The organism is Bacillus sp. FSL R12-0074, assembly GCF_038005725.1.
GTDB classification, from domain to species: Bacteria; Bacillota; Bacilli; order Bacillales; family Bacillaceae_G; genus Bacillus_A; species Bacillus_A mycoides.
Genome location: NZ_JBBOTR010000001.1, coordinates 4,921,956 through 4,938,053 on the forward strand (window position 1 = coordinate 4,921,956; position 16,098 = coordinate 4,938,053).

The following is a 16,098-nucleotide window of genomic DNA, read 5'->3' on the forward strand; positions in this document are numbered from 1 at the left end:
ACACTACTTAGCTAAAGTTTTTGCGATATTTCCAAATAACTCTATATAAGTCTCAATTGATTCATTTGTGTAAGTATCTGCTGGTGCATAAACAATTTGTTTTTTAGAAACAGCAGTTGTGTTTTGAAGAGCAGGTGATTTAGAAATAACATCCTGAGCAGGAGCTGAAGTAGCAGCATCAGATGTTGCAGCATCACGATCTAATACGAAAAGCCAATCAGGATTTGTTTGTGCAATAGCTTCAACAGAAACGTCATCACCTTTATGACCTGCAGTAGAATTAGACACTTCTAGTGCTGGAGCCCAACCGAAAATCTCATACATTGGTCCCCAAACGCGACCAGAGTGAGGAGCAGCAAAACCAATATTCCCACCAGTAACGATAACACTCATAACTTTATCTTTTCCATTATAAGCAGATTTTACATTTTCAATAGATTTATCAAAATCAGCTACTAATTTTTTAGCTTCTTTATCTTTATCAAAGATTTTTCCTAAAGAAATTGTAGAATCTTTAAGTCCTTTTACTAAGTTTTCTCCAGGCTTAGTAGCTTTCTCAGAAACATCAACATTAAGATCAATAACAGCTGCATTTGGCACTAATTTTTTGATCTCTTCGTAATGGCCAGCAAATCTTTGACCAACGATTACAAGGTCAGGGTTTGCCGCTGCAATAATTTCAAGATTTGGTTCGCGGTGATTTCCAATATTTTGAACTTTACTATCCTTTACATATGCTGAATCTGCAGGCATTACATCCTTTGGAGCAGCCGCTAATTTAATTCCCCAATCAGCTAAAGTTTCAAAAGTTCTATTATCCAAAGCAACTACATTTTTTGGATTTACAGGGACTTTAACAGTTCCATGTGCATCAGTGATTTCAACTGTTTTTGGCTTATCACTACTATCACCTTTATTAGCTTTCGAAGTTTCCTTACTTGAATCCGAGCAAGCTGCTAACATTAAAGTGAAAATTGCTAAAATACTTACTAATTTTAAAAGCATAGTTTTTTTCATACGTATACTCCTTATAATGTAATTTAGTTCGAAAATGATAACGTCCATAGATTAAATTAGATAGTAACCTTTATGCATCTAAATTGCTATTGATAATCATTTTCATTTGAATATCCTGTTAATAAGTATAGTCATTAATTATGTGAAAATCTTGTGAATGGTGTGAGTTAATAAAATTAAACATAAACTAGATACAGTCTCATCTAATGCGCACCAGAGTCATCCCCCACACGTACTAATCAATAGATTGGGCACCTTATAAACCATGATTTCTACTACAAAAAAAAATGCCCATTAATAGCTAATTTTTCATAATCTATTGTCTGGTAGTAATCTTCTTTTTATAGTTTCCGTCTTTTAATATTTCACAGAAACTATTTGATTATCAGGTTTAATAGAAAAAACGAGTAAAACTGTATGAAATAGTTTTACTCGTTTTTTCTATTATGACAAACTGTACTTTACCTATTATTTTATTTTTATCATTCAACCATTGAATAGCCTCTGCCATGTATCGTTTGAATATATCTCTCTTTCTTCTCGCACTTTAACTTTTTTCTTACATACCCAATATATAAGTCTACTACATTTGGATTGACTACTACGTTATATCCCCAAACCTGATTCAAAAGCATTTCACGGCTCAATATTGTATTTTTATTCTTAATTAAAAATACAAGTAAATCGTACTCGCGCTTAGTAAGCGAGAGATTTTTACCACCTTTTTTCACAATATGGCTAGATGCATCAACAAAGAGATCTTTAAACTGAAAAAAGTTTGTCTCATTTTGTTGGATACAGTCACTTCTCCTTAAAATAGCTTGAACCCTCGCTACTAATTCTTCTTTCACAAATGGTTTTCTTATATAATCATCTGCTCCTGCTTGTAGCCCTGCTATGCAATCCTTGCTAGAAATATTGTCGGTCACAATAATTATCGGTGTCGTTTTAACAAGTCGTATTTGTCTACAAATTTCTGGCCCCGATATACTTAATGAATCCCAATCCAATATGATAATATCCCAATCTTGTTCATATACTATATTTAAACCTTGGTTTTCATTGTGAAGTTTTAAAATGAAATAGCCCTCTTGCGTTAGACCGCTTACGATTTTCTTTGCAAAAGACCGTTCATTCTTAATTACTAACACCTGCTTCACCGATGGTTCACCTCTACTTCAATATAACTTAGTTAGATAAAAAGTTATCCCCAAAAAATAATTTAAGATTTATAAATATTAAATCCCTAAAAAAAGCCATTATAACAGCTTATTAGGAGAACTCTATATAATCTTACAATAGATATGGATAAAAACACAAAATATATGAAGATTTAAATACATATTATTTAATCATTAAGAGCAACTATATTATCTAGCTGCTTATTATCAATAACGATTCCCTCAGTTTCTGTTTCAAGGGTACCGTCCTCAACTTAAGCATTTTATCAAACCACAAAACAAAAAGAACCATACCCCCGCCACTCTGGCAAAGTTATGGTTCATATCATACAAAATAAAAAACCACCAAACAGTTATGTATTGGTGGAGACGGTGGGAGTCGAACCCACGTCCAAAAATATCGGCACTTAAGCTTCTACGAGTGTAGTCGATATATTAGCATTTCGCGAACTCTTCGGCCTATCGACAGGCTTCCAAGTTGCTAGTCTGATTGTTCTCTTCCTTCGCCCTCAGACGGCGAACTCCGGCGTAGTCCACTTAGTTTGAGTCCCTTACCCTACCACATGGACGATGGAGGGAGGAACCTTTAGTGCAATTAAGCAGCTAAAGAAAGATTGTTTTGTTTGCCAATTATAGGCTTTGACGTTTTAACGAGGCCGATCCCCTCGACTCGCAACCTAAGCTCGAACTATCCCTGTCGAATCCGTAACGTCCCCATGATAAAAATGGAGCATACGAAGAAATATCGTGATAGCTACTAAGAGCTGTTTTTCAATGTGCAACAATCTTACATAAGTTATTATATCATACGCGCGCCGTTTTACAAATGTAAATATCTGTATTACATCTTTTGACGATCACGGAACACGCGTGCAATTTCACGTTTAGCTTCTTTCTCTTTTAAATCGTGACGCTTATCATATTGCTTCTTACCTTTTGCTAAACCAAGTGCCATTTTCGCAAATCCATTTTTCAAATAGATTCTAACTGGAATTAATGCATAACCTGTTTCTTTTGCATAACCTGCTAGCTTATCAATTTCTTTCTTATGAAGAAGTAACTTTCTTGTACGAAGCGGATCGTGATTAAAACGATTCCCTTGTTCATATGTATTAATATGCATATTATGAACCCATACTTCACCGTTATGTATACGTGCAAACGCGTCTTTCAAGTTCACGCGTCCAGCGCGAATCGACTTAATTTCCGTTCCTTGAAGGACAAGCCCTGCTTCGTATGTTTCTTCGATGAAATAATCATGAAATGCTTTTTTATTTTGCGCAATAACCTTACCTGTACCCTTTGGCATATAACGTCCCTCCTCTATTTTTACTATTGTAACAAATGTTAATAAAAAGCGAAAGTGGCTCGCTCAGAATCTTTGGACATTGGAGCTCCCGACAAAGAAGCGCTTTTTGCTTCGTCCGAGGGCGCGAAATGGCCAATAGATTCTAGCCACTGTAGCTGGATTCCAATAAAAAGCGAAAGTGGCTCGCTCAGAATGTAAGGCGAAGCCACTCTTTTCTTACTTGCGCTTTTTCTTTTTCTTCTTGAATCCTGGTACATTTTCAAAGAATCCTTTTTTCTTCTTACCATTACCATTACTATTACTATTTCCATCTTTTTTCCCTGGCTGACTAGCGGATGTGGATGCAGATGCTTTTCCTTGTCCTTGTCCTTGTCCTTGTCCACCACGATCAAACTTTCTTCCTGTGCCGCGTTCACCACCGCGCTCATTACTACGTTCGCTACGTCCACCGCGTTTCTTTCTGCCTGTTCTTGGCTGTTCAATCACAACTGGACGATCTTTGAACTTACGACGAGGTGTGCCTTTCATGCCAACGATTTCAAAGTCGATTGCACGCTCGTCTTTATTTACGTTAATAACACGAATTGTAATTTCGTCACCGATGCGGAATACGTTACCTGTACGTTCTCCGATCATCGCAAAATGTTTTTCGTCATAACGGTAGTAATCATCTGTTAAATAGCTAACATGTACAAGACCTTCAATTGTATTTGGAAGCTCTACGAATAAACCGAAGTTTGTTACAGAGCTAATCATACCGTCATACTCTTCACCGATCTTATCGACCATATACTCTGCTTTTTTCATTTCGTCTGTTTCACGCTCTGCTTCAACAGCACGGCGTTCCATATTAGAAGAGTGCTCTGCAATCTCAGGTAAGTTTTCACGCCATTTCGCTTGCGTTTCGTTGTCTACTTTACCATTAATGATGTATTCACGAATCAATCTATGAACAATCGTATCTGGGTAACGACGAATTGGCGATGTGAAATGCGTGTAGAACTCAGTTGATAAACCAAAATGTCCTAAGCTGTTCGAATCGTAACGTGCTTGCTTCATAGAACGAAGCATAACTGTTGAAATGACTATTTCTTCCGGCTGACCTTGAACCATTTCAAGAATTTGCTGCAATGCACGAGGGTGTATTTCATTCGCACGTCCTTTTACTGCATATCCGAAGTTTGTTACAAACTCGAAGAAACGCTCAAGCTTATCTTCTTTCGGATCTTCATGGACACGGTACATAAACGGTACGTTCATCCAGTGGAAATGCTCCGCTACTGTTTCGTTCGCAACAAGCATAAACTCTTCAATTAACTTCTCTGATACAGAACGATCACGCATTACAACATCAGTCGGTTTTCCTTCTTCATCTACTAGTACTTTCGCTTCTTTAAAGTCAAAGTCAATCGCACCACGGCGCATACGTTTTTCACGTAAAATTTGTGCTAACTGCCCCATTTCTTTAAACATTGGTACTAGCGGCTCGTAGCGTTCAATTAGCGCTTCGTCTTCATCTTCTAAAATGCTTCTTACGTCAGCATACGTCATACGCTCTGTCGTTTTAATTACACTTTGGAAAATCTCGTGTTTTACAACATCACCTAGATTGTTGATTTCCATTTCACAAGATAGTGTCAGACGGTCTACTTTCGGATTTAATGAACAAATACCGTTTGATAAACGATGCGGAATCATCGGAATTACACGGTCTACAAGATATACACTCGTTGCTCTCTCTGCTGCTTCAACATCAATTGGAGAACCTTCTTGAACGTAATGACTTACATCCGCAATATGAACGCCAAGCTTATAGTTACCGTTCTCAAGCTTCGTTACTGTAACAGCGTCATCTAAGTCTTTCGCATCCGCACCATCAATTGTAACAATCATTTGATCACGTAAATCACGACGATCTTTTATATCTTCTTCTGAAATCGTTTCTGGTACACTGTTTGCATGCTCCATCACTTCTTCAGGGAATGCTAAAGGTAAATGATGTTTATGAATGACAGATAAAATATCTACTCCTGGGTCATTTTTATGACCTAGAATTTGAATAACTTCACCTTCTGCGCTTAAACGGTTCTCTGGGTAGCCCGTAATTTTCACAACTACTTTATGGCCTTCTACAGCGCCCATAGATGCACTTTTCAAGATAAAAATGTCACTTGTCCAGCGTTTATTATCAGGTATAACAAATCCAAAGTTCTTTGACTCTGTATATGTACCAACTAGTTCCTTCGTTCCACGCTCTAAAATACGAACAATCGCGCCTTCTTGGCGTGATCCACTTGATTGTGTGCTAACACGTGCTAATACTGTATCACCATGAAGTGCACCATTTAATTCTGTCGGCGGGATGAAAAGATCATCATCTCCTGTTTTCTTCTCTTCTGGAACGACGAACGCAAAACCACGTGCGTGCCCAATTAATTTACCGCGTACTAAATTCATTTTTTCTGGAAGACCGTAGCGGTTACTACGTGTGCGGATAACAAGCCCCTTCTCTTCCATCATTACAAGTGCCTTTACGAAATCTTTAAAGCCCTCAGAGCCTTCGATTCCAAATGCCGATTCTAATTCTTGTATCGTTAACGGTTTATACGCTTCTTCCCTCATAAATAATAACAACTTATCAATATGTTCTTGCATGATTTCTTCCAAGCAGAAATACCTCCTTTAAACCCTTATATTATTTAGTGTATCCGAAAGATGGGGGATGTATAAAGTGAAACTTTCATCAGTGGGGGTTTTGTTCATCCCCCACTGATTATTAGCCCTCACCAATCGGGCTTTTACGGGCAGTTGGTTCCCCCACCTAACTTCTTTGCTTTCGCTGAATTTTAAGGTGGGGGGCTTACTGCCCGTTAATGCGGGATAAAGTGAAACTTTAATCATCTCCCAATGATTTTTTACAGCTTTCATAAAGTGTAACTTTAACCAGTAGTTTTTTGTCCGTCCCCACTGATTATTAGCCCACAAATAGCGGGATAAAAATTCCCTTATGAAAAAAAGAGGCAACTAGACCTTACCAATCTAGTTGCTCCAAGAAGTTATATACATCCTCATGTAGCACATCACGTTCTTTATCAAGTGTAATGACATGCGTAGAGTCTTCATACCATTTAATGTTTTTTAACGTAGATTCTACACCGTTATAAATAATGTTAGCACTATCTGTATTAATCATCTCATCATGACGTGCTTGTACAACGAATGTTGGAGCATAAATCATATCAACATTATTGCGTACGTCACGAATCAACTCCTGTAATGCTTTTAATGTATTCATTGGTGTCTGTTTAAATTCAAACATTTCCTGCTCAATTCGTTCTGGTGATTTTTGCTCACGCTTTTTATATTCGCGGGCATATGCCAATATACCTTGGTACATAATTTCTTCACTTTTAATGTACATCGGTGCACACATTGGTACAACACCTAAAATCGGTAATGTATAAGCAAGTTTTAATGAGAATACTCCGCCTAATGATAATCCAACCGCAGCTATTTTCTCGTAACCTTGATCTTTTAAATGCTGGTAAGCATTCATTACATCTTTCCACCAGTCTTCAGGGCCTGTATGAACAAGCTCTTCTGGTGGTACGCCGTGTCCTTTATAAATTGGCGCATGACAAGTATAGCCTTTCTTCTCTAAGAAACGCCCTAGCATGCGTACGTCAGCTGAGTTTCCTGTGAATCCATGTAATAATAAAACAGCGCGGTCTCCACCTTCAAATGTAAATGGTTTCGGAGATGCTAATTTCATCATGTACTTCTCCTCTTTCTCTTCTGTAATCTAGTCGTATTCTTTCTATTCTTAGTGTACCATATTTATAATTCTATAATCTAATTAGAAACTTTTTTTGAATAACAAATCAAAAAAAGAAGAACCATTAGCATAATCCGCTAACGCTTCTTCTTTTAATTTTATAAATTTAAGTACGTAACACCAATTGTTAGTACGAAGAATAGTACAGCTAAGACAACTGTAACACGGTTTAATACCGCTTCAATTCCACGTGCTTTTTGCTTACCAAACAATTGCTCTGCACCACCTGAAATAGCGCCTGAAAGGCCTGAGCTATTACTAGACTGCATAAGTACCATAACAATCATTAAAATCGATACAATAATAAGTAAAACTGATAATAACGTATGCACTTGGCGTACCTCCTACAAAGATTCAGTTATTTTAAATGTAGCATAAATCCTATAGAAAAGCGAGAGCTATAGAATCGCTCTCGCTTTTCTTCTATTACATGAACATCATTGCGAATAACGGTCCAAGCAAACATGTCAAAATTGCTGTTAATGTCATTGTTACCGATCCAATAACACCTTCATGCTCATTATTTTTCATCGCTCTCATAACACCCATAATATGAGACGCACATCCAAAGCCAATCCCTTTACCAACTGAGTTTGTAACACGGCTCCATTTTAATAAAATTGGTCCTGAAATCGTTCCAGTAATCCCTGCGATAACGACGAATGCTGCTGTTAAGGACGGGACACCACCAACTTGTTCAGATACACTCATCGCAACTGGCATTGTCACTGATTTTGGTAAAGAAGATAAAATTAAGCTTTTATCTGTTCCCATAAGTGTGGCGATAGCAAAATCACTTGCAATAGCAACCGTTGTACCTACTAATACACCACCAGCAATTGGTACAACATATTTTTGCAGAACATGACGTTGTTTATAAAGCGGGATTGCAAATGCTACAACACCTGGTCCTAGTAGCTTCGCAATCCAGCCACCACCACTTTCCATATAATTTTGATATGGTATATCAAGCATTATAAATAAGAAAGCCATTAATCCTGTTGCAACAAGCATTGGAATGGTAAATGGTGTTGGAAATAATTTGTAGATTTTTTTAGATAATTGATATAATAGCACCGTAAAAAGAACCCAACCGATTCCGATTAATATTTGGCTCATTGTGTCTCTTTTTCCTTTCTATTCGCAAGATATTGTCCTGTATGTCCTGCGACAATAATAATTAAAAACGTACTCGCTACAACTGTAATGAAAAGGGAAATTCCTTTACTCATAAAAAAAGCACCGTAATTCATTAAGCCAAGCGTTGGCGGAATTAATAAAAACGGCATAATAGCAACGAGTGTTTCTGCTCCTAAATCAAACCATTTCACTGGAAGTACTTTTAGGCTAAGCAAAACAAGTAGGAGGAACATCCCAATCAAATTTCCTGGAATCGGAAGATTCAACATTTCTTGCACCCAATTTCCAACCATATAAAATACATAAAGAGCAGCAATTTGGACAAGAATCTTTGTAAGTTTCATGTTCATCATCCCTCATGTTTATACGATCTTCTGTTAATATCCTTATCATAGTATAAATTGTAAAAACCTGCAATTTATCAAATCGACAACGAAAACCCACTATATTATACGCTTACACCCTTGATATGACTGCGTTTCCTAATGTGATTTATGTCAAAAACCTTGACCTAATATACAAAGTTTATATTTTCTGAATTTTGATGGTTATTATTTTAATAAAACAAAATCCTTCACTCCATTTTTATTCTGCCTTCTCTCTAGCACACATATATATATAAAGATAGGTGGTGAACGCATGTCTAAAAAAATTCTCATTTTTTGTGATCCTGGAATCGACGATGCGATAGCCCTCCTCCTCGCATTCTTTATCTATGAAATTGAAATTGTTGGGATTGTCGCTGATTACGGCAATGTTCCAAAAGAAATGGCCGTACAAAATGCTCATTTTCTTAAACAAAAATCAAGAAATAGAGATATGAAAATATTTGGTGGTTCAGACCGTCCTCTCAATGGAGGTCCACCTGCTTTTTTTACCAATATTCACGGTAAAGAAGGGTTAGGGCCAATCATCCCAAATGAAAAGTTACAAAACGGAGAAATGGAGAATTTTTTTGAAGTTATCCCTCTTATCGAGCAGTATAAAGACGAACTAATCATTGTAAGTTTAGGGCGACTCACTTCCCTAGCTGTTTTATTTATTTTATGTAAAAACTTAATGCAGCAAATTAAATCTTATTATGTAATGGGTGGTTCCTTTCTGCACCCAGGTAATGTAACTCCCGTATCAGAAGCGAATTTTTATGGCGATCCAATCGCGGCTAACATTGTATTACAATCTGCATCCAACATGTACATATACCCGTTAAATGTAACTCAGTATTCCATCGTTACACCTGATATGGCTGAATATATTGAGGCGAATGGAAAGGCTTCTCTCGTCAAACCTCTATTCGATCATTACTACTATGGATATTACGAAAAAATTTTACCACAATTAAAAGGCTGCCCTTTTCATGACACGATACCGATATTAGCTTTACTTGATAATTCTATGTTTACCTACTACAAATCACCAATTACCGTCATGACCGAATCTTACGCTCAAGGAGCAAGTATCGGTGATTTCCGCTCTTTAGTAGGATCAAGCCCATTCACCAATCGGCCCTCGCAGCAAATCGCTATCGATTTTGATTATAATCTCTTCTTTAAATACTTCATGTCACTTATGACAGACGAACAATTTTAGCATAAAAAAACAGACCGTGATTTCTCACGGTCTGTCGTTATTTTCTACAATTATCGTTTGATGTTGTAGAAAGATTTGATACCATCGTAAACAGCGATTTCGCCTAGTTCGTCTTCGATGCGTAATAATTGGTTGTACTTAGCAATACGGTCAGTACGGCTCATAGAACCAGTTTTGATTTGGCCAGCGTTAGTTGCAACTGCGATGTCAGCGATTGTAGCATCTTCAGTTTCACCAGAACGGTGAGATACAACTGCTGTGTAACCAGCACGTTTAGCCATTTCGATTGCTTCGAAAGTCTCAGTTAAAGTACCGATTTGGTTAACTTTAATTAAGATTGAGTTAGAGATACCTTTTTCGATACCTTCAGCAAGTTTTTGAGTGTTAGTTACGAATAAATCGTCACCAACTAATTGTACTTTATCACCGATACGCTCAGTTAATAATTTGTGACCATCCCAGTCGTTTTCGTCTAAACCATCTTCAATAGAGATGATTGGGAAGTCTTTGCAAAGCTCTTCGTAGAAATCAACCATTTCTGCAGAAGTTAAGCCAGTACGGCCTTCGCCTGCAAGGTCATATTTACCAGTTTCTTTATTGTAGAACTCAGAAGAAGCAACGTCCATTCCTAAGAATACGTTCTCGCCAGCTTTGTAACCAGCTTTTTCGATAGCTTCGATGATTACTTCTAATGCTTCACGGTTAGAACCAAGGTTTGGAGCGAATCCACCTTCGTCACCTACTGCAGTGTTAAGACCTTTGTCATGTAATACAGCTTTAAGTGCATGGAATACTTCAGCACCCATACGGATTGATTCTTTGAATGTTGGAGCACCAACTGGTAAGATCATGAACTCTTGGAAGTCAACGTTGTTATCAGCGTGAGAACCACCGTTGATGATGTTCATCATTGGAGTTGGTAATTGTTTTGCATTGAATCCACCAAGGTAACGGTATAATGGAAGACCTACGAAGTCAGCTGCTGCGTGAGCTACTGCCATAGATACACCAAGGATAGCGTTAGCACCTAGTTTACCTTTGTTTGGAGTGCCATCTAATTCGATCATAGCACGGTCGATACCAGCTTGGTCAGTTACGTCGAAACCAACGATTTCTGGAGCGATTGCTTCGTTAACGTTGTTTACTGCGTTAAGAACACCTTTACCAAGGTAACGAGATTTGTCACCGTCACGTAATTCTACTGCTTCGTGCTCACCAGTAGATGCACCACTTGGTACGATAGCGCGTCCGAATGCGCCGCTTTCTGTGTAAACTTCTACTTCTACAGTTGGGTTACCACGAGAGTCAAGGACTTCGCGAGCATAAACATCAATAATTGTTGACATAATAAATTCTCTCCTTTTTATATAAGCAAATTATTTAATAATTGTTTTACCTGTCATTTCTTTCGGTTGTTCCACATTTAAAAGAGTAAGCATTGTTGGGGCGATATCTCCTAAAATACCACCTTCACGAAGCTCTACATCATTTTTTGTAACGATGAAAGGAACCGGGTTAGTTGTATGAGCTGTCATTGGTCCACCTTCAGCAGTTAACTCCTGATCGGCATTACCATGGTCAGCAGTAATAAGTGCTACACCATCTTTTGCAAGAATCGCTTCTACAACTTTTCCTAAACATTCGTCAGTTGCTTCCACTGCTTTAATTGTTGGCTCCATCATCCCAGAATGGCCAACCATATCACAGTTTGCAAAGTTAAGAATGATAACATCATGTTTATCATTTTCGATGTCATTTACTAAAGCGTCCGTTACTTCATAAATGCTCATTTCAGGTTTCAAGTCATACGTTGCAACCTTCGGTGAGTTAATTAAAATACGCTCTTCTCCTGGGAATTCAGCCTCACGACCACCGCTAAAGAAGAATGTAACGTGCGGATACTTTTCAGTTTCCGCGATGCGAAGTTGCTTTAATCCCGCTTGCGCAACAACTTCACCTAATGTGTTATCAAGGTTCATTGGCTTGAATGCCACGTAACCATCTACAGTTTCACTGAAATGTGTCATACAAACGAACTCAGGAATGTGAGGTACTTTTTCACCACGATCGAACTCACGGAAGTCTTCGTTTGTAAATACACGAGCAATTTGAATTGCACGGTCTGGACGGAAGTTATAGAAGATAACTGCATCATCATTATTGATTGTTGCAACTGGCGTGTCATCTTCGTTAACAATTACAGACGGCAATACGAATTCATCATGAATACCATTTGCATAAGAGTCTTCTATACACTCTTCTGCTGATTTATAAGTAGGGCCTTCACCATTCACCATAGCACGGTAACATTTTTCTACGCGATCCCAACGCTTGTCACGGTCCATGGAGTAATAACGACCAGAGATAGTCGCGAATTGTCCTACTCCTGTTTCTTTAATTACTTCATTTGTTGCATCGATATAACCTTTTGCTGTTTGTGGTCCAACATCGCGGCCATCTAAGAATGCATGGATATATACTTTCTCCACACCTTCTTTTGCTGCTAAGCGAAGAAGAGCAAACATATGGTTCATGTGACTGTGCACACCACCATCAGAAAGTAAACCGAATAAATGAAGAGCAGTACCTTTTTCTTTCACGCTTTTAATTGCATTTTGGAAAGTTTCGTTCTGATCGAACTCACCTTCACGAATTGCAACGTTTACGCGTGTTAAGCTTTGATATACGATGCGGCCAGCACCGATATTTAAGTGACCAACCTCTGAGTTACCCATTTGACCTGCTGGAAGACCTACTTCCTCACCAGAAGCTGTAAGCGTTGTGTGAGGGAATTTGTTCCAGTAACCATCAAAATTAGGTTTCTTAGCTTGTGCTACAGCATTCCCGTAAGTTTCTTCACGTAGTCCGAAACCATCAAGAATGATTAAAGCTGTTGGCTTTCTCATTTTACCGCCCCCAGAAGACCTAAGAACGAAGCAGGCTCTAAGCTAGCACCGCCAACTAAAGCGCCGTCGATGTCAGATTGTGCCATATACTCTTTAATGTTTTCTGGTTTTACGCTACCGCCGTATTGAATACGAACAGCTTCTGCAGCTTCTGGAGAAACAGCTTCTGCAACAACTTTACGGATGTGCGCACATACTTCATTTGCATCTGCAGAAGAAGAAGATTTACCTGTACCGATAGCCCAGATTGGCTCATAAGCGATAACAGTTACTTTAACTTGCTCTTCTGTTAAACCTGCAAGTGCTTTTGTTACTTGACCTGCTACTAGATCAAATGTTTTTCCGCTTTCGCGCTCTTCTAAAGTCTCACCACAACAAACGATTGGTGTTAAACCATGTTCAAATGCTGCAAGAGTCTTTTTATTTACTGACTCGTCTGTTTCAGCAAACATTTCACGACGCTCAGAGTGGCCAAGTACTACGTAGCCTACTTTTAAGTCGCTAAGTGCTACTGGGCTAATTTCGCCAGTGAATGCACCATTTTTTTCGAAGTGCATGTTTTGTGCACCTACTTGTAAGTCAGTTCCTTCAGCCTTTGCTACTAAGCGCTCTAAGAATAGAGCTGGCGAACAAACTACTGCATCAACAGCTGAAGCTGCTGGGATTTGACCTTTAACTTCCTCTACGAAGCTAACTGCTTCAGCTAGAGTTTTATTCATTTTCCAGTTACCTGCGATAATTGGTTTACGCATGCTTTGCACCGTCCTTTTTCTTTGGCTGCTACTTATTTGTCGTTAAGACAAACTACACCTGGAAGTTCTTTACCTTCCATGAATTCTAATGACGCACCGCCGCCAGTAGAAATGTGGCTCATTTTATCAGCCATACCGAATTTTTCAACAGCTGCTGCAGAGTCACCACCGCCGATAACAGAGTATGTATCTTCTGCATCTGCTAATGCTTGCCCTACTGCTTTTGTACCTTCTGCGAATGGAGTCATTTCGAATACACCCATTGGTCCATTCCATACAACAAGCTTAGAGTTTTTAATTACATCTGCATAAATTTCACGTGTTTTAGGACCGATGTCCACGCCTTCCCATGTAGAAGGGATAGAGTCGATACCAACGATTTGAGTTGTTGCAGTTTCAGAGAATTCCTCTGTGATTACAACATCAACTGGCATATAGAAGTTTACGCCTTTTTCTTTTGCAAGTTGCATAAATTCTTTAGCTAGTTCAATTTTGTCGTTTTCACATAGAGATAGACCAATTTCATGACCTAATGCTTTAACGAATGTGTAAGCAAGTCCGCCACCGATGATTAAGTTATCTACTTTGTCTAATAGATGACGAATTACACCGATTTTATCTTTTACTTTCGCACCACCGATGATAGCTGTGAATGGACGTTCTGGGTTAGAAAGTGCTTTACCTAATACATCTAACTCTTTTTCCATTAATAAACCAGATACTGCTGGTAGGTAGTCTGCGATTCCTGCTGTAGAAGCATGAGCACGGTGAGCTGCACCGAATGCATCGTTTACGAAGATATCAGCAAGTGCTGCAAATTCTTTCGCAAGTTCTGCATCGTTCTTTTCTTCGCCCGCATAGAAACGTACGTTTTCAAGAACTAATACGTCGCCTTCGTTCATTGCTGCAACCATTTCTTGTGCAACTGGTCCGAATGCTTCGTCCGCTTTTTTAACATCTTTACCAAGAAGCTCGCCTAAACGTGCTGCTACTGGAGTAAGACGTAATTCTTCTACTGCTTGACCTTTTGGACGGCCTAAATGACTTGCTAAAATTACTTTCGCACCTTGCTCTATTAAATATTGAATTGTAGGAAGAGCTGCACGGATACGAGTTTCATCTGTAATTTTGCCTTCTTTCATAGGTACGTTGAAATCAACGCGGCAAAATACACGCTTACCTTTTAAATCTACGTCACGAATTGATTTTTTGTTCATTGGATTTCCCTCCGACTACTAGTTAGGATTGACAAAACCCATTCAAAAGCTTAACACATTTGCTTCTAAAACGAAAGAAGAGAGAGAGGGAACAAACCCTCTCCCTCGTTTTGTCATTGATTGCTTATATACTTAAGAATTAAAGACCTTTAGAAGTCATGTATGCAGCTAGGTCTACTACGCGGTTAGAGTAACCAGTTTCGTTATCGTACCAAGAAAGTACTTTAACCATGTTACCTTCCATTACCATTGTAGATAATGCATCGATTGTAGAAGAAGCTGTACATCCGTTATAGTCGATAGATACTAATGGCTCTTCGCTGTATCCAAGGATACCTTTTAATTCGCCTTCAGAAGCTGCTTTGAATGCTGCGTTTACATCTTCAACTGTTACTTCTTTGTCAAGTTCAACAACTAAGTCAACAAGAGAAACGTTAGCAGTTGGAACACGTACAGCGCCGCCGTTTAATTTACCTTTAAGTTCTGGTAATACTAATGCTACAGCTTTAGCAGCACCAGTAGATGTTGGGATCATGTTTTCAGCTGCTGCACGAGCACGACGTAAATCTTTGTGTGGTAAGTCTAAGATTTGTTGGTCGTTAGTGTAAGAGTGAATTGTTGTCATCATTCCGCGTTTTACGCCGAATTTTTCGTTTAATACTTTAGCGAATGGAGCTAGACAGTTTGTAGTACAAGAAGCATTAGATACTACGTTGTGGTTAGCTGCATCGTATTGTTCGTGGTTAACACCCATAACTACAGTGATATCTTCGTCAGAAGCTGGAGCTGAGATGATAACTTTCTTAACTGATCCACCTAAATGTTTCTCAGCGTCTGATTTTTTAGTGAAACGGCCAGTAGATTCTACTACTACTTCTACTCCGTAGTCGCTCCATGGTAATTGAGCTGGGTCACGCTCAGCGATAACTTTAATTTCTTTACCGTTAACAACGATGCTGTTTTCGTTAGCAGATACTTCTGCATTTAAAGTTCCGTGAACTGTATCATATTTTAAAAGGTGAGCTAATGTTTTAGCATCTGTTAAGTCGTTGATTGCTACTACTTCTACCTCAGAGTTGTTAAGAGCTGCGCGGAATACGTTACGTCCGATACGTCCAAATCCATTAATACCAATTTTAGTCATTTAAATT

General features: G+C 38.5%; 14 protein-coding genes and 1 other RNA gene. 1 reads left to right on the plus strand and 14 read right to left on the minus strand.

The features are described 5' to 3' along the window. Window positions 1-3: 3 nt before the first annotated feature. From NSS97_RS25765 to NSS97_RS25805, 9 genes are all read right to left on the minus strand, one after another. A complete protein-coding gene (locus tag NSS97_RS25765; protein ID WP_002089526.1) occupies window positions 4-1,017 on the minus strand; it encodes a siderophore ABC transporter substrate-binding protein in 1,014 nt (337 codons plus the stop codon). Window positions 1,018-1,499: 482 nt separating this feature from the next. Continuing rightward, window positions 1,500-2,177 (minus strand): response regulator transcription factor, encoded by a 678-nt coding sequence (locus tag NSS97_RS25770; protein WP_002089527.1) that lies wholly within the window; start codon window positions 2,175-2,177, stop codon window positions 1,500-1,502. A 382-nt stretch (window positions 2,178-2,559) separates the two neighbouring features. Next, window positions 2,560-2,914, minus strand: a transfer-messenger RNA (tmRNA) gene (gene ssrA, locus NSS97_RS25775). A gap of 125 nt (window positions 2,915-3,039) precedes the next feature. Continuing rightward, the gene (gene smpB / locus NSS97_RS25780) at window positions 3,040-3,507 is read right to left on the minus strand and encodes an SsrA-binding protein (protein WP_002089531.1); all 468 of its coding nucleotides are present in this window, start codon (window positions 3,505-3,507) and stop codon (window positions 3,040-3,042) included. A gap of 216 nt (window positions 3,508-3,723) precedes the next feature. Beyond that, window positions 3,724-6,162, minus strand: coding sequence for a ribonuclease R (gene rnr, locus NSS97_RS25785; protein ID WP_445285996.1), 2,439 nt, complete (start codon window positions 6,160-6,162; stop codon window positions 3,724-3,726). Window positions 6,163-6,538: 376 nt separating this feature from the next. Then, the gene (locus NSS97_RS25790; protein ID WP_165927671.1) at window positions 6,539-7,279 is read right to left on the minus strand and encodes an alpha/beta fold hydrolase; all 741 of its coding nucleotides are present in this window, start codon (window positions 7,277-7,279) and stop codon (window positions 6,539-6,541) included. Between the two features lie 161 nt (window positions 7,280-7,440). Continuing rightward, a complete protein-coding gene (secG, locus tag NSS97_RS25795; protein ID WP_002016062.1) occupies window positions 7,441-7,674 on the minus strand; it encodes a preprotein translocase subunit SecG in 234 nt (77 codons plus the stop codon). A gap of 94 nt (window positions 7,675-7,768) precedes the next feature. Further along, window positions 7,769-8,461, minus strand: coding sequence for an LrgB family protein (locus tag NSS97_RS25800; RefSeq protein ID WP_002129877.1), 693 nt, complete (start codon window positions 8,459-8,461; stop codon window positions 7,769-7,771). Then, on the minus strand, window positions 8,458-8,835 hold the full coding sequence (locus NSS97_RS25805) for a CidA/LrgA family holin-like protein (protein WP_341114372.1): 378 nt from the start codon (window positions 8,833-8,835) through the stop codon (window positions 8,458-8,460). Before NSS97_RS25805 ends, NSS97_RS25800 begins: the two co-directional genes overlap by 4 nt. A 286-nt stretch (window positions 8,836-9,121) precedes the next feature. On the opposite strand from NSS97_RS25805, the gene NSS97_RS25810 reads away from it, so the two are divergent. Beyond that, window positions 9,122-10,072, plus strand: a complete 951-nt coding sequence (locus NSS97_RS25810; RefSeq protein WP_107887230.1) for a nucleoside hydrolase — start codon at window positions 9,122-9,124, stop codon at window positions 10,070-10,072. Window positions 10,073-10,122: 50 nt separating this feature from the next. Here the strand turns inward: NSS97_RS25810 and eno are convergent, their stop codons facing one another. The 5 genes from eno to gap all read right to left on the minus strand — a co-directional run bounded on the left by eno (window position 10,123) and on the right by gap (window position 16,091). Beyond that, entirely contained in the window at window positions 10,123-11,418 is a 1,296-nt protein-coding gene (eno, locus tag NSS97_RS25815; RefSeq protein ID WP_000103948.1) for a phosphopyruvate hydratase, read from the minus strand. A 30-nt stretch (window positions 11,419-11,448) separates the two neighbouring features. Beyond that, entirely contained in the window at window positions 11,449-12,978 is a 1,530-nt protein-coding gene (gene gpmI / locus NSS97_RS25820; protein WP_107887229.1) for a 2,3-bisphosphoglycerate-independent phosphoglycerate mutase, read from the minus strand. Next, entirely contained in the window at window positions 12,975-13,730 is a 756-nt protein-coding gene (tpiA, locus tag NSS97_RS25825; protein WP_002159914.1) for a triose-phosphate isomerase, read from the minus strand. Before tpiA ends, gpmI begins: the two co-directional genes overlap by 4 nt. Before the next feature lie 32 nt (window positions 13,731-13,762). Beyond that, the gene (locus NSS97_RS25830) at window positions 13,763-14,947 is read right to left on the minus strand and encodes a phosphoglycerate kinase (RefSeq protein WP_002016070.1); all 1,185 of its coding nucleotides are present in this window, start codon (window positions 14,945-14,947) and stop codon (window positions 13,763-13,765) included. 139 nt (window positions 14,948-15,086) lie between these two features. Further along, the gene (gene gap / locus NSS97_RS25835) at window positions 15,087-16,091 is read right to left on the minus strand and encodes a type I glyceraldehyde-3-phosphate dehydrogenase (protein WP_002016071.1); all 1,005 of its coding nucleotides are present in this window, start codon (window positions 16,089-16,091) and stop codon (window positions 15,087-15,089) included. Between the last annotated feature and the right edge of the window lie 7 nt (window positions 16,092-16,098).

What these genes read in the sequence shown, in the direction of transcription:
- gap (WP_002016071.1), bottom strand. Translation starts at nt 16,091, where the DNA reads ATGACTAAAATTGGTATTAATGGATTTGGACGTATCGGACGTAACGTA.
- NSS97_RS25830 (WP_002016070.1), bottom strand. Translation starts at nt 14,947, where the DNA reads ATGAACAAAAAATCAATTCGTGACGTAGATTTAAAAGGTAAGCGTGTA.
- eno (WP_000103948.1), bottom strand. Translation starts at nt 11,418, where the DNA reads ATGTCAACAATTATTGATGTTTATGCTCGCGAAGTCCTTGACTCTCGT.
- tpiA (WP_002159914.1), bottom strand. Translation starts at nt 13,730, where the DNA reads ATGCGTAAACCAATTATCGCAGGTAACTGGAAAATGAATAAAACTCTA.
- rnr (WP_445285996.1), bottom strand. Translation starts at nt 6,162, where the DNA reads ATGCAAGAACATATTGATAAGTTGTTATTATTTATGAGGGAAGAAGCG.
- smpB (WP_002089531.1), bottom strand. Translation starts at nt 3,507, where the DNA reads ATGCCAAAGGGTACAGGTAAGGTTATTGCGCAAAATAAAAAAGCATTT.
- gpmI (WP_107887229.1), bottom strand. Translation starts at nt 12,978, where the DNA reads ATGAGAAAGCCAACAGCTTTAATCATTCTTGATGGTTTCGGACTACGT.
- NSS97_RS25805 (WP_341114372.1), bottom strand. Translation starts at nt 8,835, where the DNA reads ATGATGAACATGAAACTTACAAAGATTCTTGTCCAAATTGCTGCTCTT.
- NSS97_RS25765 (WP_002089526.1), bottom strand. Translation starts at nt 1,017, where the DNA reads ATGAAAAAAACTATGCTTTTAAAATTAGTAAGTATTTTAGCAATTTTC.
- NSS97_RS25790 (WP_165927671.1), bottom strand. Translation starts at nt 7,279, where the DNA reads ATGAAATTAGCATCTCCGAAACCATTTACATTTGAAGGTGGAGACCGC.
- NSS97_RS25800 (WP_002129877.1), bottom strand. Translation starts at nt 8,461, where the DNA reads ATGAGCCAAATATTAATCGGAATCGGTTGGGTTCTTTTTACGGTGCTA.
- NSS97_RS25810 (WP_107887230.1), top strand. Translation starts at nt 9,122, where the DNA reads ATGTCTAAAAAAATTCTCATTTTTTGTGATCCTGGAATCGACGATGCG.